This is a genomic window from Planomicrobium sp. CPCC 101079 (assembly GCF_007859275.1).
Classification (GTDB): Bacteria; Bacillota; Bacilli; order Bacillales_A; family Planococcaceae; genus Planococcus.
Map to the genome: position 1 here is coordinate 66,944 of NZ_VOHC01000004.1, position 19,689 is coordinate 86,632.

Sequence of the window (19,689 nt, forward strand, 5' to 3'; positions counted from 1 at the left end):
CTCGAACAATTGTTCTTATTATTATAGCGACTGTTGTTCTGTTTCCGCAACCGCTTGGACAGTTTCTATCGCTTTGCTTATATTTTCGTAAATGATATTGCCCACTACCACCGTATCTGCCATTGCGGCCATTTCTCGCGCCTTTTGAGGCGAATCGATGCCTCCGCCGTAAAACAGCTTTGTTTTTATGAGCTGTTCTTTAACCCGTTCCACCAGTTGGATATCCCCATACATTCCACTGTACTCTATATAAAAAATCGGCAGCCGGAAAAAATGCTCGGCCATCCGAGCATACGCCACCACATCTTCCACATCTAAATCGGTTTTGGCTTCGGTCAGCTTCGCCGCTTTGCAGTCGGCATTTAAAATGCAATAGCCTTCCGGAACCATTTCCTCCCAGTCCATGATATCCCCATACTCACGGATCGCTTCATGATGAAGCCCCTTGATCCATTGTGGATTCTCACTGTTCAGCACTGTCGGAATAAAATAAAAATCAAACCCAGGCGTCACAGAATCGATTGTCGAGACTTCCAATGCCACTGGAACAGTAAAGCGGCGCACCCTTGCCATTAAATCGAGGACATTGTCGAGTGTGACATTATCGCTTCCGCCAATCAAGATGGCATCAGTCCCGGATTCGCAAATTCGTTCCAAATGTCCATCAGAAATCGACTTGGCCGGATCTAATTTAAATACATGGCGCCACGTTTGAAATTCCAAAATGATTCACCTAACCTTGCGTTTTTTTCATCATCTCATTATAACAAAAAAACCGAACAGAGTCGGTTCTCTGTTCAGTCTTTCGGAAGTTGAAATGGTTTTTCATCCGGATATAAGCGTCCCAGCATTTCGTCGTAGGCATCATTGCCATAGTTTAGGCAGCGCCGAACACGGGAAATCGTAGCAGTGCTTGCACCTGTCTCATTTTTTATTTTTTCATACGTTTTTTTCATACGAAGCATGTGGGCAACTTCCAACCGCTGGGATAGCGACTGGATTTCGCTAATCGTGCACAAATCATCAAAGAAGCGATATGCTTCTTCTTTATCTTTTAATGCTAAAATCGCATCGATCAATTGATCGGTTTGAGGGCCTCGTATTTTATCGACCTGCATATAGCTTCACCGTCCTTTTTTGTTTCTATTAAGGGGAATAGCGAACCCATCCGCTGATTCCGGGTTCTTTCGGAACGATATGGATCCACGTCTTGCCTGCCACAAGTCCAATGGATTGTCCATTATCCGTCGGCACAAGCATGCCTTCCAGATTGCTCCACTCGGCTTCGCGGACGCCTCCGTTTTGAAAGACAAGCGCTTTGCCTCCGCTTGTTAAGTCAATAGACTGCCTGCCTTCGTCATCTATTGTTTCGTGATCCGCTTCAAAAACCAAAACGTTCGAAACTTCTACCGGTTCTCCGGAATCTTTATCCGTTGTAGCTGTTCCTCCGGAAGCACGGCTATAGAGTTCTGTAGTTTCATCATATGTAAACTCATTGTGAAATTGCTGGCTGGTGCCGTATAAGACTTCCAAAACGGACGCCTGTTCCATCAGTTTATCACTTTCCCCAGAGCCATAGAAATAATAAGGTGAACGGACGCTATATTCAGTTGATGCTTGCGCTTCGTCCATGCCTTTCAAGACATTTTCATAAGTAATATAGCTATTATGCGGCGCTATTCTGTCAGTAGAGCGATCGAACAGCGTGCCATCGTAAAACAACCCGTTTATATGATCGACAGTTCCCGATTCCAGGAGTTCCTTAGCATCCGGACTCCAGCCATGGGCAACAAAAAAGCCGTTATACCCCTCGGCAAGTTCCACAAAATAGTCGCGGGCGCTTCGAACCGGCCCCATCACTTCCGGAAATCCGCTTTGGTACAAGGCCAGGAACCGAGTTACATCGCCTTCAGCCAGCATTTCAAACACAATATCCGCTTCTGTTAAGCCGGTTTGCGGCCGAGCATCTGGATGATTGTTGATAACAGCCATAATCGGGCGGCTATCGAACGGTGCTGTTCCTTCGATGCCGCTAAAAGGCGCTTTGTAGGACTCAGGCTCTTCAACCGGCGGATTTTCTGGCTTTTGTTCCGTTTCTGACTGATTGCCCGCCAAGTAAAAAGCCGCTCCTGCAACAAGCAATAAAACTGCAAGAATGCCAAATGTCCATTTTTTCATTCTCTTACCTCATGAAAGCGGGGAACAAGGTTTTTTTGTTCATAACATCATATATTCCTTTTTGAGTAACTCGGATATAAGGCAGATGGGTCGCCTGTAAAAACAGGAGCGTATAAATCGCATCGCCCTTCGTATATCCGCGTTCTTTTAAAGCCGCCTTTAACGACAGTTCCTGTTCAATCAATTGTTCCATCGGCAGATTCGACATGATTCCGCCAATCGGAAGCGGCACAGAGCAAATTGTTTTCTTGTTTTCTACAAGGACAATTCCTCCTTGCATAAGCTTCAGCTGGTTGAATGCTTCCCACATATCTTCCCGGTTTTTGCCGATTAGAATAATGTCTCCGGTATTGCTGTAGGATGAAGCAAATCCGCTCACATTGGTGGCAAATCCTTTTATAAGCGTATTGACGCGCCATTTCCCCTGTTTGTCGAGCAGCATAAGGAAGCTCTCTTCATGGTCTGCCGATAAATTGCCGTTATTTGTATCTACGCTTACTGAATATGGTTTGGTAATAACATCATTGACCATTTCCAGTCCGAATGGCATCGAAAATTGAAAATCATCTTCCGTCAATTCAAAATCCAAAGAAAGGTCAGGCATGGCCGACCAATCGATTTTCGGGAGCGATTGTGTTTTCTCGCCGTCTTTTTTCAGCCAGACACCTTTCGATATAACGCCGGACGGCACTGGATTGTCCAACGAATCGAGTATATTCAAATTCGCATAACGGCCTGTTGCGATAACACCATGGAGGCTTGTTACATTATAATATCTGGCAACGTTATAAGAAGCCATCAAGTACGCGTCTATTGCCGGCACTCCCGCTTCTAATGCAATTTTTATGCATAGATCCATGACACCGTCCAGATGGAAAGACGGCGTAGAACCGTCTGTCGTCATCATTAATTTATCGAATACACCGATATCCTTCTCAATAATTCCTTCCAACAGAGCCGGTAAATCCGGGCGAATCGATGAATGGCGAAGCGTAACGCCGTAGCCATGGAGCAGGCGCATCTCCACTTCCTCAGCTGTCATCGCTTCATGGTCTCCGTCTGCACCGAGCAATCTCATGCGGGCCAAAGTTTTTTCCGAAGCCCCTGGGAAATGGCCTTCAATTTTTTTCAATCCCATTTTCGCTTGTTGAATCCAATACAGCATCTGGTCATCGCCAGCCATCAGTTTCGGCCACCCTGTCAGTTCACCGCCAAGCAAAACATCCGGACGGTCTAGCCATTCGCCCACTGCTTTCGTTGTGAACAACTGGTCTTCTTCAATCAATTCCGTCTGCGAATCAAAACGCGTCCACCAATAAAAAGAAAATGGCAATTGGTTCAACTGATCCAGCAATGAAAACGCTTTCTCGTTTTCTAATGCCAAAAACAATGTCAAGTTATCGGATAAGAAGGCAGTTGTTCCATGCTGAGCGGAATAATCTGCGAAGGTTTGAGGGTTATACAGCTGATAAGGATGGACATGAGGTTCAATATAGCCTGGAACGACAAATTTCCCTGTTAAGTTCACTATATCGGTGGACGGGTCGATTTTCGGCATTTCTTTTCCAGCGTATACAATGCGATCGTCTTTGATCCATATATTTCCCGTCATCCATTTTTTAAAGATACTATGTAAATAATACGCATTTGTTAAAACCAGATCCGGAGCTATCTCTTTTGTAATCACTTTTAGTTGTTCCCTGATTTCTGTGTTTTTCCACAATGGATTCACTCTTATCCCGCTCCTTTTATTACTGTTTCAATACATTACATACTAGCATAAAAATGCATGAAGATACAATTTCACATGGGAAAAAATGAATATTCTCATGGGCTTTTGACACAAAAAATCCACGCATCGAGGCGTGGGTTTTTTTCATCAATTTGCAATTTGATTTGTAAAAGGTTCCAACACATTCTCTTTGTCTACTTCATTGTAGGTTAGAACTTTTGATACCGGCTCATGAGTTTCGCCGTAAAGTTCTTCCACTTTGTATGAATGAATATCCTTATAAGCTTTTTTCATCGCTTCATAGATATCTTCTTCAGTTTCGCCGTTTGGAGCCCAGTACAAGATTTCCATTGAATTTTCTTCGCCTGTCGCTACTGAGCGGCGGCAATAGCCGATTGATGCGGCATGTTCAAATCCTTCTCGTGCATAAAAGCGCAAACGTTTTTCAGTATCTGTATCTTCATAGTTGACCGGTTCCACTTCCAGGAGGATCGGTTTGTTTTTGTCTTTTAACATCTGCAGCGTCTTTTTGCCGAGACCCATGCCGCGCGATTCTTTCGAAACAAATAAATAATCGACAAAAGAAAAGTTCGAGAATTCCGCGTACATTAAGACATGATATGGACCTTCATCCTTATAATAGACATTGCCTTTTTCCTTCAACAACGTCTCCATATGTTCTTTTGATTTCATTTCTTCTACTGGAAAATACTGATTTAACTTTTCATACCAATTCATCAAATTTCTCCCTTCGAGTTTAAAATCTGCTGACTAATTTTCAGCTGCCAGTGGCCGTATCGTTCTGGAGAGTACATAGAGGTAACTGCGGGTCGTTCAAATCTCAACTTAAATCTTTACCCAAGTGGCTGAGGAATAAAACAAAAATGGCACAAATTCATTTGAACATGTGCCATTTCTAATCTAATAATGCAATTATAACATTTTTCCGCTCAATTTACGATTGTTTTGCTCGCCACCCAATATCCGAACGATAGAAAAAACGATTCCACTGAAGACGCGCCATTTGTTTATAGACGTTCTCCTGGGCATCTTGAATCGATCCCCCAGCTGCAGAAACAAGCAAAACACGGCCGCCATTGCCGGCAAATCCGTTTTCATCCCTCTTGGTTCCGGCATGGGTGATTTCTACACCCTGCAATTCAGATAGATCGGGAAGTGCATGGCCTTTTTCCACTGCTCCGGGATAGCCTTCGCTAGCTACCACAACGCCAAGAACCGCTTGCTTGTCCCATTCAAGAGAATAAGTGCCTCCATCTAAAATGGCAGCAATAAATTCAGCAAAATCAGATGTCATCCGGGGCAGCACCACTTGTGTTTCTGGATCGCCGAATCGCGCATTAAATTCAATCACTTTCGGACCTTCTTCAGTCAAGATGATACCAGCATATAAAATCCCGTTGAACGGTGTGCCTTCTTTCTGCATTGCTTCGACCGCCGGCTGGACAATGCGCTCAAACGTTTCGCTAACAACAGACTCAGGAATTTGCGGAACCGGTGAATAAGCACCCATGCCGCCTGTATTCGGTCCGCGGTCCCCATCATATGCCCGTTTATGGTCCTGTGAAATAGGCATCGGGTAAATCTTGCCGTCCTGGACAAACGACATGAACGAAAATTCTTCGCCTGCCAAGAACTCTTCAATAACCACCTTCGAACCGGAACTTCCGAATTTCGCATCTTCCAGCATGTCATTGACAGCGGCAATTGCTTCACCTTCTGTCATCGCGACGACAACTCCCTTGCCGGCAGCCAAGCCATCCGCCTTTATGACAATCGGCGCCCCGTGTTCACGAATAAACGCAATCGCTGTTTCAGCCGAGGTAAAAGTTTCATAGGCTGCAGTCGGGATGCCGTATTTCTTCATTAGTTCTTTTGCAAATGCTTTACTGCCTTCAATTTGTGCAGCTCCTTTTGAAGGGCCAAAAATCGGCAGACCTCGATCGTTAAAAAAGTCGACTATGCCTTCGGCAAGCGGCTGTTCCGGACCGACAAACGTAAAGCTGATATCGTTTGTTTCAACGAAATCCGCCAATTCGATGAAATTCATTTCATCGATTGCCACCAGTTCCGCTTCTGTTTCCATTCCAGCATTCCCAGGTGCCGCATAAACGCGTTCAACAGCAGAAGAGCGGGAAAATTGCCGTACAATGGCGTGTTCTCTGCCGCCTCGTCCGATAACCAATACCTTCATGTAGCTTCACCTCGCTTAATGTTTGAAATGGCGCACGCCTGTAAAGACCATGGCAATACCGAATTCGTTCGCTTTATCGATCGACTCTTGGTCTTTTTTTGATCCGCCCGGTTGGATGATTGCTTTTATGCCGGCTTGCGCTGCAGCTTCTACTGTATCGGACATCGGGAAAAATGCATCAGATGCCATGATGGCGCCTTGCGCCCGTTCTCCCGCTTGTTCAAGAGCGATTTTGGCAGAACCGACTCGGTTCATCTGGCCTGCACCGATGCCCAGTGTCATATCGCTATCACATACAACAATGGCATTTGATTTAACGTGCTTTACAACGTTCCAGCCAAGCTTCAGCGCTTCAATTTCCGCTTCTGTCGGCTGGCGTTCTGTCACTACTTGAATTTCAGCATCTTCATATCCCAGCTCATCCGGCTGCTGGACGAGAAGGCCGCCTTCGACAGTCACTAAGTTCCAGCGGTCTTTTTTCGCACGCTCGAACGGGATGGTCAACAGACGGATATTCTTCTTTTGTGTGAGTATTTCAAGCGCTTCTGCCGCGAAAGCCGGAGCGATAACAATTTCCAGGAAGATGCCGGCCAATTGCCGAGCGGTATCCGCATCCACTTCCCGGTTCAACGCAACGATGCCGCCGAAAATCGACGTAGCGTCCGCTTCGTAAGCTTTGGCGAAAGCTTCACTGATTGTTTCGCCTGTCCCTACGCCACAAGGATTCATATGCTTGACCGCAACAGCTGCAGGCAGTGTGAACTCTTTGATGATTTGAAGCGCCGCGTTGGCGTCCTGTATATTGTTATACGACAACTCTTTGCCGTGCACTTGGTCTGCACCCGCAATCGAGAAATCAGAACCGAGCGGGCTGCGGTAAAACGCCGCTTTTTGGTGCGGATTTTCCCCGTAGCGGAGCGGCTGGTTTAATTCATATGTAAGGGTCAATTGATCCGGGAATTCTTCTCCCGTAAGTTCAGTCAAGTAATTGGATATGTACGAATCGTAAGCAGCTGTATGGCGGAATACTTTTGCGGCCAGGCGCCGGCGTGTTTCGTGTGTTGTGCCGTTTTGTTCGCGAAGTTCGACTAGGACCGCTTCATAATCTGACGCATCGACGATCACTGCCACGTAAGCGTGATTTTTTGCAGCTGAACGGAGCATCGTCGGGCCGCCGATATCAATGTTTTCGATGGCATCGTCCACTGTCACATCCGGTTTTGCGATCGTCTCCCGGAACGGATACAAATTGACACATACGATGTCGATTGGTGAAATGCCGTTTTCCGCCATTTCACGCTGATGCTCTTCATCATCTGCTTTTGCAAGCAGCCCGCCGTGCACCAGCGGATGAAGCGTCTTCACGCGCCCGCCAAGAATTTCAGGGAATTTCGTCACTTCATCAACCGCTGTGATTGCCACACCGTTGTCTTCCAAAAATCGCTTCGTGCCGCCAGTCGATAAAATTTCATACCCCATCTTTTCAAGCTCTTTCGCAAAATCCAAAATCCCTGATTTATCCGATACACTCAGTAACGCTCTTTTTTTCACTGTGAATCCTCCTATAATTAGCCGAATTGGGTTTTCAGCCTCGCATTGAATCAAGTAAATCTTTTTTATTCACTGATTGATGGAATAGTTTTTGCAGCGTCGCCGGATAGAGTTCATGCTCAAGCTTATGGATTTCAGCTTCTACTGCCGCTCGGTCACGGCCCAAAATCGGAAACGATTTTTGTGAAATAATTGATCCGGTGTCCATCCCTGCATCCACGAAATGGACTGTAACTCCCGCCGTATCCGCTCCCGATGCCATCGTTTGCCCAATCGCGTCTTTACCAGGGAACGCCGGCAAAACGGATGGATGGATATTGACGATGCGGTTATCGAAAGCATTAAGCAAGACAGGACCGATCAAACGCATATAGCCGGCAAGGACAAGCCATTCCACGCCACGTTCTTCAAGTTTTTCTTTAAGCATCTCTTCATATCTTTGTTTAGAATCAAACTTAGCCGGAACAAAAGAAAATGACTCGATTCCAAGCTGACTTGCCCGCTCGATAACGAAAGCATCGGGACGGTCAGTCACAACAAGTGCAATTTCCGCCTGAAGCTTGCCTTCTTGAATCGCTTCTGCAATCGCCTGAAAATTAGAGCCGTTCCCGGAAGCGAAAACGGCGATTTTTGGTTTACTTGTCATATAAGCTGCCATCCTGTTCACCAGAAAATTGAACCCCAGCTGTATTAGAAACTCTCCCAATCACATAAGCTTGTTCGCCATTTTGGGTTGCCGCATCCAAAACCCTGTCAGCGTCTTCTGGAGCGACAGCCAAGACAAAACCGATGCCCATATTGAAAACAGAATAGAGGTCCCGGTCAGCCAAACCGCCTTTTTCTTTCAAGAGGCTAAAGACATCAAGCACTGGCCAGCTTCCAAGTCGAATTTCCGCGCCTAATCCTTCAGGCATCATCCGGGGAATGTTTTCGATAAAACCGCCACCCGTTACATGCGCCATACCGTGGACGTGGACGTCTTTTGACACCGCAGCAACTGCCTTAGCGTAGATTTTTGTAGGCGTCAACAGCACATCGCCAAGAGCGCCTAACGCTTCATAGCCTTCCACTGCTTGGTTTAAAGTGAAGTTGTTTTCTTCAAAAACAATTTGGCGGACAAGCGAATAGCCATTTGAGTGGATACCGCTTGAAGCTAGCCCAATCAGCACGTCACCCGCTTGGATGTTTTCGCCCGTAACAATCTTGGATTTTTCCGCAGCTCCAACTGCAAAGCCTGCAATATCGTACTCATCTGCTTCGTAAAGGCCCGGCATTTCAGCCGTTTCGCCGCCAATCAATGCCGCGCCTGCTTGGACGCAGCCGTCTGCAACGCCTTTGACGATTTGTTCAATTTTTTCTGGCACTGCTTTGCCGACCGCAATATAATCAAGGAAAAACAACGGTTCTGCACCTTGTGCCACGATATCGTTGACGCACATGGCGACACAGTCAACACCGATCGAATCGTGCTTGTCCGCCATGAAAGCAAGCTTCAATTTTGTTCCGACGCCGTCCGTTCCGGACACCAGTACCGGTTCTTTCAATTCAAGCGCCGACAGATCGAACATTCCGCCAAATCCCCCGAATGCCCCCATTAAGCCTTTTCGTGCTGTCCGTTCCACATGGGATTTCATGCGGTTGACTGCTTCATAGCCCGCTTCGATATTAACGCCTGCTTTTTCATACGCTTTAGACACGCTGTATCCTCCTATCGCACTGTTTCTTTTTCGTGTGGCAATACCGTAGTAGGAAAAATGTTTGTCGGGTATTCTCCTGTAAAACAAGCCAAGCAATGGCCGCATTTCGACCCTGGGTCGGTTCTGCCGATATTTTGCACCATGCCATCCACTGACAAAAACGACAGCGAATCGGCACCGATGATTTCACGCATTTCTTCTATCGTATTGTTCGCAGCAATCAATTCTCCGGAAGTGCTGATATCAATGCCATAGAAACATGGGCTTTTGATTGGCGGAGAAGAGATAACCACATGTACTTCCGTTGCACCAGCTTCTTTCAGCAAATTGACGATATGGCGGGAAGTCGTCCCGCGGACAATTGAATCATCCACCATGACAACGCGTTTGCCTTTTACCACTTGGCGGACAGGCGACAATTTCATCTTGACGCCTTGTTCGCGCAAATCCTGGGATGGCTGGATGAATGTACGGCCGACGTAACGGTTCTTAATCAATCCAAGTTCATATGGAATTCCGCTTGCTTCCGAGTATCCGATTGCAGCAGAAATGCTCGAATCCGGAACACCCGTAACAACGTCCGCTTCAATCGGGAATTCTTTTGCCAATTGAATGCCAAGGCGTTTGCGGGCTGCATGGATATTGACTCCGTCAATATCGGAATCGGGGCGGGAAAAGTACACATACTCCATCGTACATATTGAGCGTTCTTCAGGGTAAGCAAAGCGTTCTGCACGGACGCCATCGTTTGTGACTATCAAAAATTCGCCAGGTTCAACTGAACGAACGAACTCCGCTCCCACGATATCAAAAGCGCAAGTTTCAGATGCTACCACCCAGGAATCGCCCAGCTTTCCTAGCGATAATGGGCGCAAGCCGTTCGGATCAAGTGCAACATACATGGCCTCTTCCGATAAGATAATACAAGCAAAAGCACCTTTTAATAGGGACAATGCATTTTTTGCTTTTTCTTCAAATGTCGCATAGCCGCTGCGTTTGATTAAATGAGCCAATACTTCTGTATCAGATGTTGTTTGAAAAATGCTGCCTTGGCGCTCCAAATGGCCTTTTAACTCGGTTGCATTCACCAAATTGCCGTTATGCGAAATAGCCAAACTGCCTGTAGTTGAATTGAACAAGAGCGGCTGGACATTCTCAATGCCGCTGCCTCCTGCTGTTGCATAACGGACATGGCCGATTGCTGCATTTCCTGCGATTTTTTCAATTTTCTCAGGCGTAAACACTTCACTGACCATGCCTTCGCCTTTTAACGGTTTCAAAGACTTTCCGTCTGTTGAAACAATTCCGGCGCCTTCTTGCCCCCGATGCTGCAGCGCATGCAAACCGTAATAGGTCAATTGAGTTGCATTGGCATGTCCCCAGATTCCGAAAATACCGCATTCTTCGTTTAAGCTTCTGATTTCAGCAAGCATGGGATAGCTCCTTTCCAAGCTGAGCGAAGCGCATCGACGGATTCATTGATCCAAGCCGTGCCATCTTCACTTTTGATGATTACACGTTCTCCAGTGACAGTGCCGATCCGCTTGGCATCCTTGACGATTGCTTCAAATTCTTCCACATGTTCCGGTGATACAGAAACGATAAAGCGTGATTGTGATTCGCTGAAAAGAGCCGTAGTTGCTGAACCTGGAAGCGTCGCTTCAATTCCTAATCCGTTGCCGAACGTTTTTTCTGCAAGCGCGACAGCTACACCGCCTTCAGCCACATCATGCGCAGAAGCGATTAACCCTTGCTTGATAGCAGTTAAAATTTGCGCTTGACGCTCCGCTTCTACTGTTAAATCGATAGCTGGCGCTTTTCCGAAAATGCGGCCTTCGACTAGTTTTTGAAGCTCGCTGCCGCCAAATTCCGTAAAGCTTTCCCCAATCAAATACACGGCATCTCCGACATTTTTCACGTCTTGAGTGGTTACGTGAGAGAGGTCTTCCACTAATCCGACCAAGCCGATAGTCGGCGTCGGGTAAATGGCCGTACCATTTGTTTCATTATATAAAGAGACGTTTCCGCCGATAACTGGTGCATCCAAAATCGTGCATGCTTCAGACATACCGTCAGCCGCTTTTTCAAGCTGCCAGAAAATCTCCGGTTTTTCCGGATTTCCGAAATTCAAGCAATCCGTGATCGCCAGCGGTTTTGCGCCGGATACGACCACGTTGCGTGCCGCTTCCGCCACCGCAATCTTGCCGCCAGTTTCCGGATCCAAATAGATATAGCGGGAGTTGCAGTCTGTCGTCATTGCCAATCCTTTGTTCGTGCCGCGCACACGGATCACCGCTGCATCAGACCCAGGGCTGACCACTGTGCTCGTACGCACTTGGTGGTCATATTGGTCGTAAACCCATTCTTTTGAAGCAATCGTCGGCTGCTGCAATAAATTCAGCAAAGCTTCCTGATGGTTTTCCACTTTCGGCTCGGCATTGTCCATCGCCTGGTATTCTTTGAAATAAGCTGGGACACTTGATGGCTTGTGGTAAACCGGCGCATCTTCGGCTAAAGCGTCAACTGGCACTTCCGCTACCACTTCCCCTTTATGGAGCAGGCGAAGCGTGGAATCGTCCGTCACAGTTCCAACGGTCACAGCATCCAAGCCGTATTTCTCGAACAACTCAACGATTTCCGGCTCGCGGCCTTTTTTCACAACGATCAGCATGCGCTCTTGTGATTCGGACAACATCATTTCGTATGCTGTCATGTCCGTTTCACGCTGCGGCACGTGATCCAAATTCATTTCAATTCCAGACCCTGCTTTTGAAGCCATTTCAGCAGAAGAAGAAGTCAGTCCTGCAGCACCCATATCCTGAATGCCGATCAGCGCATCTGATTTCACAAGCTCGAGGCATGCTTCGAGCAAAAGCTTTTCCATGAACGGGTCGCCTACTTGGACTGCCGGGCGGTTGTCCCCTGATGATTCCGTCAATTCTTCAGAAGCGAATGTTGCCCCATGTATGCCATCGCGGCCAGTTTTAGCCCCAACATACATAACCGGATTGCCGACGCCTGAAGCGACACCTTTTTGAATATCTTCGTGGTTGATCAAACCAACGCACATCGCATTAACGAGTGGATTGCCATCGTATGAATCGTCAAATTGTACTTCGCCGCCAACAGTCGGAATGCCGATGCAATTGCCATATCCAGCGATTCCGGCAACCACTTCTTCAAACAAATATTTCACGCGTGGAGTTGTCAATTCGCCAAAGCGCAAAGAATTCAGCAAGGCAATAGGGCGAGCGCCCATCGAGAACACATCACGGATAATTCCACCGACGCCTGTCGCTGCCCCTTGATATGGTTCAATTGCAGATGGGTGGTTATGCGATTCCATTTTGAAAACGACTGCCTGATTGTCACCGATATCGACGATGCCAGCGCCTTCTCCCGGTCCCTGCAATACGCGAGGCGCTTTAGTAGGGAATTTAGAAAGGACTGGCTTTGAATTTTTATACGAGCAGTGTTCGGACCACATGACCGAAAACAAACCGGTTTCTGTGTAATTTGGCGTTCTGCCCAAAATCTTTTCAACCATTGCAAATTCCGCATCCGATAAGCCCATTTGCTGATAAATCTTCTGTTCTTTAATCTGCGCTGTATTTGGCTCAAGCATGAGTGACATTTGCTTCCCTCCACTGTTTTACAATTGATTTGAATAATGCAAGTCCATCATCGCCATTGATTAGTTCGGATACGGCGCGCTCAGGGTGCGGCATCATGCCGAGCACGTTTCCGCGTTCGTTGATAATGCCTGCAATTTGATTTCGGCTGCCGTTAAAGTCGTCTGCATATGAAAATACGATTTGATTGTTTTGAAGAAGTTGTTCATATGTTTCATCATCGCAGTAGTAATTGCCTTCGCCATGAGCGATTGGAATTTGGATTTCTTGGCCTTGCTCGTATTCAGTCGTGAACAACGTATCAGCATTTTCCACTTTCAAGCCGACCGTTTTGCACATGAATTTCAAGTTTTTGTTGCGCAATAGCACGCCTGGAAGAAGTCCGGCTTCTGTCAAAATTTGAAACCCGTTGCAGATTCCAAGAACCGGCTTGCCGGCTTCCGCCGCTTTTTTCACTTCATCCATGACTGCTGATGACTGGGCGATTGCGCCGCAGCGTAGGTAATCGCCGTATGAAAAGCCGCCTGGCAAAAGAACGCCATCGTATTTGCTCAAATCTGTAGAGTCATGCCAAACGTATTCTGCTTCTTCGCCCAGCTCATCTTTGATTGCATGGTACATATCCAAATCACAATTAGAGCCCGGAAAAACAATCACTGCGAATTTCATTGTGAGACAGCCTCCTCAATTTCAAAACGGTAATCTTCAATTACGGTATTGGTTAACAGCTTTTGGCACATTTCATTCACCAATGCATCCACATCTTGCACATCTTCTACAATGTTCAATTCCAAAAATTTTCCGATTCGGACATCCTCAACTTCGCTATAGCCCATCTTATGAAGAGACCCCATAACTGCTGATCCTTGCGGGTCTAGTACACTTTCGCGTAATGTTACGTAGATTTTTACTTTTTTCATGAATGTTGACCTCCCAGTCGAGTTAAAATGAGTTCGTATGCATCTGTTAAGTTGCCGAGGTCCCGGCGGAATACATCTTTATCAAGTTTCTGCTTTGTTTTCGCGTCCCAAAGGCGGCACGTATCCGGAGATATTTCATCAGCCAGCAAAATCGAACCTGCTGAGTCGCGGCCAAATTCAATTTTAAAATCGATCAAATCGACGCCGATTTCTTTAAAGAAACCGATTAAGACTTGATTGATGACACCAGCTTTTTCACGCAGCTGCGCTACTTCGTCCGGCGTTGCCAATTCAAGCAGTTCGATATGGTCTTCTGTGATAATCGGATCGCCGAGTTCATCGTTCTTCAAGTAAAATTCAATAATAGGGCGGGCAAGCACGGTGCCTTCTGAAATGCCAAGACGCTTTGCCATGCTGCCTGCCACGATATTTCGTACTACGACTTCAATCGGGATAATGGAAACTTGTTGAACCAGCTGTTCACGGTCAGACAATTGCTCAACGAAATGAGAAGCGATTCCCGCTTTCTGCAATTTCTCAAATAATAACGAAGTGATTTTATTGTTCAGTGTACCTTTGCCGGCGATATCCGCTTTCTTTTCTCCATTGAAAGCCGTCGCCGAGTCTTTGTATTCGACCCATAAAATTTCCGGTTTGTTTGTTGCATACAAGCGTTTTGCTTTTCCTTCGTACAAAAGTTGACCTTTTTCCATTATGAAAGCCCCCGTTTAGTTTAATCCAAGACGATTAAAAATCATGTCCACTTGCTGTAAATGATGATTATAGTCAAAGCAATCATCCAACTCTTCTTTCGTTAACTGAGATGTGATCGTTTCGTTCGCTTCCACGATTTTGCGGAAATGCGTCTGGTTTTCCCATGCTTCCATCGCACATGGCTGAACTAAGTCGTACGCCGCTTCACGAGCCATTCCTTTGTCGATCAAGGCTAACAACACCCGTTGTGAATAAATTAGGCCAAGCGTCGAATCCATATTGCGTTTCATGTTTTCCGGGAACACCGTCAAGTTTTTCACGATATTGCCGAAACGGTTCAGCATATAGTTCAGTGCAATCGTTGCATCCGGTAAAATCACTCGTTCTGCAGAAGAATGCGAAATGTCGCGTTCGTGCCAAAGCGAGACGTTTTCATAAGAAGTAACCATGTAACCGCGGATTAAGCGAGCAAGCCCCGTCATGTTTTCAGATCCGATCGGGTTGCGCTTGTGCGGCATTGCAGAAGAACCTTTTTGGCCTTTTGCAAAAAACTCTTCCACTTCGCGCGTTTCCGATTTCTGAAGGCCGCGAATTTCTGTTGCAAACTTCTCGATTGATGTAGCAATTAACGCTAAGGTGCTCATGTACTGGGCATGGCGGTCACGCTGCAATGTTTGGGTAGAAATCGGGGAAGCAGCAAGACCCAGTTGTTTACACACATACTCTTCAACAAACGGATCGATATTAGCGTATGTTCCAACCGCCCCAGACATTTTGCCGGTTTCAATCGTTTTTGCTGCTGCTTCAAAGCGCTCTAAATTGCGTTTCATTTCTTCGTGCCATAACGCCAGTTTCAAACCGAATGTTGTCGGCTCAGCATGGACACCGTGCGTGCGGCCCATCATAACCGTCATTTTATGTTCTTTTGCTTTGTTTGCTAAAATCTCGATAAAGTTTGTTAAATCTTTACGAAGGATTTCGTTCGCTTGTTTAAGCAAAAAGGATAATGCCGTATCCACGACGTCAGTTGATGTTAACCCGTAATGAACCCATTTCCGTTCTTCACCGAGGGTTTCCGATACCGCTCTTGTAAAAGCAACCACATCGTGGCGAGTTTCTTCTTCGATTTCCAAAATGCGCTCTACCGAGAACGAAGCATCTCTCCGGATTTTCGCCACATCTTCTTTTGGAATATCACCGATTTCCGCCCAAGCTTCACATGCTAGAATTTCAACTTCCAGCCAAGCATTGTACCGGTTTTCATCTGTCCAAATGGCACCCATTTCGGGCCGTGTATAACGTGCTATCATCTTTTAGTTCCTCCAATTATTCCGGCCAAATGCCGGATTCGTCTATTTCTTTTAAAGTTTGATTTAAATCATCCGTCAAAATAGTAACATGCCCCATTTTGCGTTTGTGTTTTGCTTCTTCTTTTCCGTACAAATGAATAGACCAATTTGGATAATGGGCAATTTTCGAGGCAAGCCGTGCCACATGTTCACCCAGCACATTCACCATAACCGTGTCCGACCACAATTTCGGCTCTCTGAGGGGCCATCCGCATATTGCCCGGATATGTTGATGAAATTGGGAAATATTCGTTCCTTCAATCGAATAGTGGCCCGAATTATGAGGCCGCGGCGCTAACTCATTGACGACAATATTGCCGTTTTCCAACACAAACATTTCAACAGCCAATGTCCCCACCATATCCAAATGCGAAGCGATTTTTCGCGCCGCTTCTTTCGCTTGTTCTAATGTATTCACTTCGATACGCGCTGGCACAATGGTTTGATGAAGAATATGATCTTTGTGGATATTCTCCCCAATCGGCAGTACCGTCATTTCACCATGTACATTGCGTTGAATAATCACTGATATTTCTTTTGTAAACTGAACGAATGATTCTGCCACGCAATCACCGTTTTGAAAAAGCGGTTCTGCTAGCGGCAACTCTTCTTTTGAAGCAATGAGTTGTTGGCCTTTGCCATCATATCCGCCAGTTGCAGTCTTTACAACGAAAGGAAAATCTAATTGCCCGCTCTTCTTTTCCAACTCCTCGTAACTAGTTGCTTCTATATAATTGGCTATTGGCACTCCTGCCGCAGCAATCGCTTGTTTTTCAAAGATCCGGTTTTGCGTAATGCGGATCAGTTCAGCTCCTTGAGGCACATACGACATTTCTGCCAGCTGCTTTAATCCGGCTACGTCAATGTTTTCGAACTCATAAGTAATAACGTCACTTACTTCAGCCAACTCCTCAAGCGCATGGAGATCATTGAACGGAGCCACAATCTGGATATCTGCTACTTGCCCTGTCGGCGAATCCATCCCCGGGTCAAGCACAGCAATCTTAAAACCAGCTTCTTTAGCGGCTAAGGCCATCATTCGTCCCAATTGCCCGCCGCCAATAATACCGATTGTTTGTCCTGGCAATAGCGTCTTTGTCAAATTAAGTCACCCGAACTTTCAAGCACTTTTGCATTTGTTTGTTTTCTCCGTTCCTGTAAAGCGTCGGCTATTCGAGAATCGACCGTTCCTAATATTTGAGCCGCAAGAAGGCCTGCATTTGTTGCTCCAGCTTTTCCGATTGCCACTGTTGCGACTGGCACGCCTCCTGGCATCTGTACAATCGACAAAAGCGAATCCAGGCCGTTCAGCGCTTTTGACTGAACTGGCACACCAATTACCGGCAATGTTGTCTTAGCGGCGACCATCCCCGGCAAGTGAGCGGCTCCGCCAGCTCCAGCGATAATTACATGCAATCCTCGTTCCCGTGCTTCCTCTGCATAGGAAAACATCAAATCCGGTGTACGATGAGCAGAAACCACTCGTTTTTCATAAGAAATACCCAGCTCATCTAATATATCACATGCATGTTTCATCGTTTCCCAATCACTCGTACTTCCCATAATTACACCGATTCGCGGATTCATTCTATTCTCTCCTTATAAACAAATAAAAGTCCTTAAGTAAACTGCTCACTTCACGTGAAAAGCAGATTACTTAAGGACTTTGTAATACACAACGAAATTGAAAACAGGCAATAGCAAAAGCCTGTTTTTCGTCAAGTCTCTATAAGTTGCTTTCCCGCATAGTCCGGACATTACGGTGTCCTGGTAGAAACGCAGAAGCCAATCCTTCTGCATATATGGGGTATCCACAACCATCATAACAAGTTGAGTATAGCGAGTCAACGAAAAACTCGAACGATCCTTATCCAATAAATTTTATCGTTCGGTTTTTACAAAAGTTGGTTGTTATTTTTCTATTTTAACACCTTTAAATTTCACAATTTGCCTTACTGGTACCGGTTCACCATTTACTTCTTGAAATACCGGCTCTTCTTTGCGGCCAACAGCCATATAGCCTTGCGTTTTCATACGCTCTAAGCAACTGGCCAAGGTTTCATTTTCTCCAACTTCAAACCATACCGTATTTTTGCTCATTTAAACAAATTTCCCTTCCGTACAGTTTTGACCCAAAATCCGCCATGAATCGTCTTCGGTTCATAAGTAATAATGAAAGCTTTCGGATCAATTTCTTGTATAGATCTATACAAGGCCAATTCCATTTTTCGAGGTGTGAGAATTTGCATTGACTGGCGGTCGCCGTCTCTTCCATTCGCAGTCCAATCCGTTACGCCATACCCCTGTTCCCTTAATTGCCGTGGCAAAGCTTCCCCAGCATCACTTGTAATTACATTCACCGTTATATAACCCAGAGCCATCTTTTCTTCAATCTTCGAACCAACGATGACCCCTGTCCCAAAACCAATAGCATAAGCAATTAGATTTTGAATCTGATCTAAATTATCAAGCACCAAGCCAAGCCCTACTATATAAATGATAGTTTCCACTATACTTACGCCAGCAGCGACGTACTGATATCCTTTTAAAGTTAGAATCATACGTATAGTTAAAAACGCTACATAAACAATATTAATAGTAAAAATAATAAGGATCATCAACCAAGGATTTATATCCACTTACTTCTTCCTTTCTTCTCTGAATTATTAAGTTACATACTAGTTTAATTTTATAGTGAATGCAAGATTACAACATACCTATGTATTTTTTTATTGTTTCTGCTTTCATTTTAGAGGTATCTGCACAATTTTAGAGAATAGAAACATACAATAATAATGTAACATCTTGATTAGCAAAACTAAAAATGAGTAAAGGAGTAGATTAAGTTGAAGCAAGCCCTGTTAATTATTGATGCTCAACAAGAACTGATTGATGGCAATCAAAACGAACCAGGCGTAACGGCGAAAGAAGAACTAATCGAAACTATTAATAAGGTGATTGAGAAGGCTTTAACCCTCTCGATTCCGATTGTCTTTATACGTGACTTGGATGTTTCGGATGGGGCAGGACCAGGCTTTCAAGTCCATTCATCTATTAAGATGCCCGAGGAGGCAACGATTTTTGACAAGAAAGCAACAAACGCTTTCTACGAAACACCTCTTCTTGGTTATTTGCAACAACATGAAGTTCAACTTATTGTCATTATGGGATGCAAAACTGAGTATTGCATTGATACCGCAGTCCGTACCGCGACTACTAATAAATTTGATGTAACATTAGTCAGTGACGGACACTCTACTACGACTTCAGTTGTGCTGCCGGCAGAAAAAATTATTGCACATCATAATAAAACTTTACATGGATTCGATAATGTAGATCATTTTTCATTGGTTCGCGAGAGTTTAGAAGATATATTTACTCCTATTCACAACAATTATCGTTAATTAAAATATAAAAAAGCCAGAACCTGATCGGTTCTGACTTTTTCGGTGTGCCCAGCGACGTCCTACTCTCACAGGGGGAAACCCCCAACTACCATCGGCGCAAAAGAGCTTAACTTCCGTGTTCGGGATGGGAACGGGTGTGGCCTCTTTGCCATCATCACTGGACTCTTGTTAGAGTGCTTGTTCACTCAAAACTGGATACACGACGGTTGAAACGCTGAAACACGTAGTTGGTTAAGTCCTCGATCGATTAGTATTCGTCAGCTGCACGTGTCGCCACGCGTCCACCCCGAACCTATC

Annotated in this window: 20 protein-coding genes, 1 rRNA gene and 1 riboswitch; of the genes, 1 reads left to right on the forward strand and 20 read right to left on the reverse strand. The window is 45.6% G+C overall.

What is annotated here, in order from left to right; genetic code table 11:
- Window positions 1-21: 21 nt before the first annotated feature.
- From pcrB to FQV28_RS02210, 19 genes are all read right to left on the reverse strand, one after another.
- A complete protein-coding gene (gene pcrB / locus FQV28_RS02120; RefSeq protein WP_146493959.1) occupies window positions 22-723 on the reverse strand; it encodes a heptaprenylglyceryl phosphate synthase in 702 nt (233 codons plus the stop codon).
- 74 nt (window positions 724-797) lie between these two features.
- The gene (locus FQV28_RS02125) at window positions 798-1,118 is read right to left on the reverse strand and encodes a YerC/YecD family TrpR-related protein (protein ID WP_106534818.1); all 321 of its coding nucleotides are present in this window, start codon (window positions 1,116-1,118) and stop codon (window positions 798-800) included.
- Window positions 1,119-1,146: 28 nt separating this feature from the next.
- The gene (locus FQV28_RS02130) at window positions 1,147-2,178 is read right to left on the reverse strand and encodes a DUF3048 domain-containing protein (protein WP_146493960.1); all 1,032 of its coding nucleotides are present in this window, start codon (window positions 2,176-2,178) and stop codon (window positions 1,147-1,149) included.
- Between the two features lie 4 nt (window positions 2,179-2,182).
- A complete protein-coding gene (locus tag FQV28_RS02135) occupies window positions 2,183-3,910 on the reverse strand; it encodes an adenine deaminase C-terminal domain-containing protein (protein ID WP_146493961.1) in 1,728 nt (575 codons plus the stop codon).
- Between the two features lie 147 nt (window positions 3,911-4,057).
- A complete protein-coding gene (locus tag FQV28_RS02140; RefSeq protein ID WP_146493962.1) occupies window positions 4,058-4,648 on the reverse strand; it encodes an N-acetyltransferase in 591 nt (196 codons plus the stop codon).
- Window positions 4,649-4,865: 217 nt separating this feature from the next.
- Entirely contained in the window at window positions 4,866-6,122 is a 1,257-nt protein-coding gene (purD, locus tag FQV28_RS02145) for a phosphoribosylamine--glycine ligase (protein WP_146493963.1), read from the reverse strand.
- A gap of 15 nt (window positions 6,123-6,137) precedes the next feature.
- Window positions 6,138-7,673, reverse strand: a complete 1,536-nt coding sequence (purH, locus tag FQV28_RS02150) for a bifunctional phosphoribosylaminoimidazolecarboxamide formyltransferase/IMP cyclohydrolase (RefSeq protein ID WP_146493964.1) — start codon at window positions 7,671-7,673, stop codon at window positions 6,138-6,140.
- A 34-nt stretch (window positions 7,674-7,707) separates the two neighbouring features.
- Window positions 7,708-8,319, reverse strand: a complete 612-nt coding sequence (gene purN, locus FQV28_RS02155; protein ID WP_146493965.1) for a phosphoribosylglycinamide formyltransferase — start codon at window positions 8,317-8,319, stop codon at window positions 7,708-7,710.
- Window positions 8,309-9,370, reverse strand: a complete 1,062-nt coding sequence (gene purM, locus FQV28_RS02160) for a phosphoribosylformylglycinamidine cyclo-ligase (protein ID WP_146493966.1) — start codon at window positions 9,368-9,370, stop codon at window positions 8,309-8,311. The genes purN and purM overlap by 11 nt, the downstream gene beginning before the upstream one ends.
- Window positions 9,371-9,381: 11 nt before the next feature.
- Window positions 9,382-10,803, reverse strand: a complete 1,422-nt coding sequence (gene purF / locus FQV28_RS02165) for an amidophosphoribosyltransferase (protein WP_146493967.1) — start codon at window positions 10,801-10,803, stop codon at window positions 9,382-9,384.
- Window positions 10,779-13,004, reverse strand: coding sequence for a phosphoribosylformylglycinamidine synthase subunit PurL (gene purL / locus FQV28_RS02170; RefSeq protein ID WP_146493968.1), 2,226 nt, complete (start codon window positions 13,002-13,004; stop codon window positions 10,779-10,781). Before purL ends, purF begins: the two co-directional genes overlap by 25 nt.
- Window positions 12,988-13,671 (reverse strand): phosphoribosylformylglycinamidine synthase subunit PurQ, encoded by a 684-nt coding sequence (gene purQ / locus FQV28_RS02175; RefSeq protein ID WP_146493969.1) that lies wholly within the window; start codon window positions 13,669-13,671, stop codon window positions 12,988-12,990. Before purQ ends, purL begins: the two co-directional genes overlap by 17 nt.
- Entirely contained in the window at window positions 13,668-13,922 is a 255-nt protein-coding gene (gene purS / locus FQV28_RS02180) for a phosphoribosylformylglycinamidine synthase subunit PurS (protein ID WP_146493970.1), read from the reverse strand. The genes purQ and purS overlap by 4 nt, the downstream gene beginning before the upstream one ends.
- Window positions 13,919-14,635 (reverse strand): phosphoribosylaminoimidazolesuccinocarboxamide synthase, encoded by a 717-nt coding sequence (gene purC / locus FQV28_RS02185; protein WP_146493971.1) that lies wholly within the window; start codon window positions 14,633-14,635, stop codon window positions 13,919-13,921. The genes purS and purC overlap by 4 nt, the downstream gene beginning before the upstream one ends.
- Before the next feature lie 15 nt (window positions 14,636-14,650).
- Entirely contained in the window at window positions 14,651-15,946 is a 1,296-nt protein-coding gene (gene purB / locus FQV28_RS02190; protein ID WP_146493972.1) for an adenylosuccinate lyase, read from the reverse strand.
- Window positions 15,947-15,962: 16 nt separating this feature from the next.
- Window positions 15,963-17,087 (reverse strand): 5-(carboxyamino)imidazole ribonucleotide synthase, encoded by a 1,125-nt coding sequence (purK, locus tag FQV28_RS02195; protein WP_146493973.1) that lies wholly within the window; start codon window positions 17,085-17,087, stop codon window positions 15,963-15,965.
- Window positions 17,084-17,572: a 5-(carboxyamino)imidazole ribonucleotide mutase gene (purE, locus tag FQV28_RS02200; protein WP_146493974.1), complete on the reverse strand. Its 489-nt coding sequence runs from the start codon at window positions 17,570-17,572 to the stop codon at window positions 17,084-17,086. Before purE ends, purK begins: the two co-directional genes overlap by 4 nt.
- Before the next feature lie 139 nt (window positions 17,573-17,711).
- Window positions 17,712-17,811: riboswitch (purine riboswitch) on the reverse strand.
- Between the two features lie 85 nt (window positions 17,812-17,896).
- On the reverse strand, window positions 17,897-18,085 hold the full coding sequence (locus FQV28_RS02205) for an NETI motif-containing protein (protein ID WP_146493975.1): 189 nt from the start codon (window positions 18,083-18,085) through the stop codon (window positions 17,897-17,899).
- Entirely contained in the window at window positions 18,082-18,603 is a 522-nt protein-coding gene (locus FQV28_RS02210; protein WP_146493977.1) for a DUF2179 domain-containing protein, read from the reverse strand. The genes FQV28_RS02205 and FQV28_RS02210 overlap by 4 nt, the downstream gene beginning before the upstream one ends.
- Window positions 18,604-18,831: 228 nt before the next feature.
- Here FQV28_RS02210 and FQV28_RS02215 point away from each other — a divergent pair, with 228 nt between their 5' ends.
- Window positions 18,832-19,389, forward strand: coding sequence for a cysteine hydrolase family protein (locus tag FQV28_RS02215; RefSeq protein ID WP_146493976.1), 558 nt, complete (start codon window positions 18,832-18,834; stop codon window positions 19,387-19,389).
- Window positions 19,390-19,438: 49 nt separating this feature from the next.
- Here the strand turns inward: FQV28_RS02215 and rrf are convergent.
- A 5S ribosomal RNA gene (rrf, locus tag FQV28_RS02220) occupies window positions 19,439-19,554 on the reverse strand.
- Between the last annotated feature and the right edge of the window lie 135 nt (window positions 19,555-19,689).

Excerpts from the sequence above, each read along its gene's own strand:
- purD (WP_146493963.1), bottom strand. The coding sequence starts at position 6,122 with ATGAAGGTATTGGTTATCGGACGAGGCGGCAGAGAACACGCCATTGTA.
- FQV28_RS02140 (WP_146493962.1), bottom strand. The coding sequence starts at position 4,648 with ATGAATTGGTATGAAAAGTTAAATCAGTATTTTCCAGTAGAAGAAATG.
- purF (WP_146493967.1), bottom strand. The coding sequence starts at position 10,803 with ATGCTTGCTGAAATCAGAAGCTTAAACGAAGAATGCGGTATTTTCGGA.
- purL (WP_146493968.1), bottom strand. The coding sequence starts at position 13,004 with ATGTCACTCATGCTTGAGCCAAATACAGCGCAGATTAAAGAACAGAAG.
- purN (WP_146493965.1), bottom strand. The coding sequence starts at position 8,319 with ATGACAAGTAAACCAAAAATCGCCGTTTTCGCTTCCGGGAACGGCTCT.
- FQV28_RS02125 (WP_106534818.1), bottom strand. The coding sequence starts at position 1,118 with ATGCAGGTCGATAAAATACGAGGCCCTCAAACCGATCAATTGATCGAT.
- purB (WP_146493972.1), bottom strand. The coding sequence starts at position 15,946 with ATGATAGCACGTTATACACGGCCCGAAATGGGTGCCATTTGGACAGAT.
- purE (WP_146493974.1), bottom strand. The coding sequence starts at position 17,572 with ATGAATCCGCGAATCGGTGTAATTATGGGAAGTACGAGTGATTGGGAA.
- purQ (WP_146493969.1), bottom strand. The coding sequence starts at position 13,671 with ATGAAATTCGCAGTGATTGTTTTTCCGGGCTCTAATTGTGATTTGGAT.
- purS (WP_146493970.1), bottom strand. The coding sequence starts at position 13,922 with ATGAAAAAAGTAAAAATCTACGTAACATTACGCGAAAGTGTACTAGAC.
- FQV28_RS02130 (WP_146493960.1), bottom strand. The coding sequence starts at position 2,178 with ATGAAAAAATGGACATTTGGCATTCTTGCAGTTTTATTGCTTGTTGCA.
- purC (WP_146493971.1), bottom strand. The coding sequence starts at position 14,635 with ATGGAAAAAGGTCAACTTTTGTACGAAGGAAAAGCAAAACGCTTGTAT.
- FQV28_RS02205 (WP_146493975.1), bottom strand. The coding sequence starts at position 18,085 with ATGAGCAAAAATACGGTATGGTTTGAAGTTGGAGAAAATGAAACCTTG.
- FQV28_RS02210 (WP_146493977.1), bottom strand. The coding sequence starts at position 18,603 with ATGATCCTTATTATTTTTACTATTAATATTGTTTATGTAGCGTTTTTA.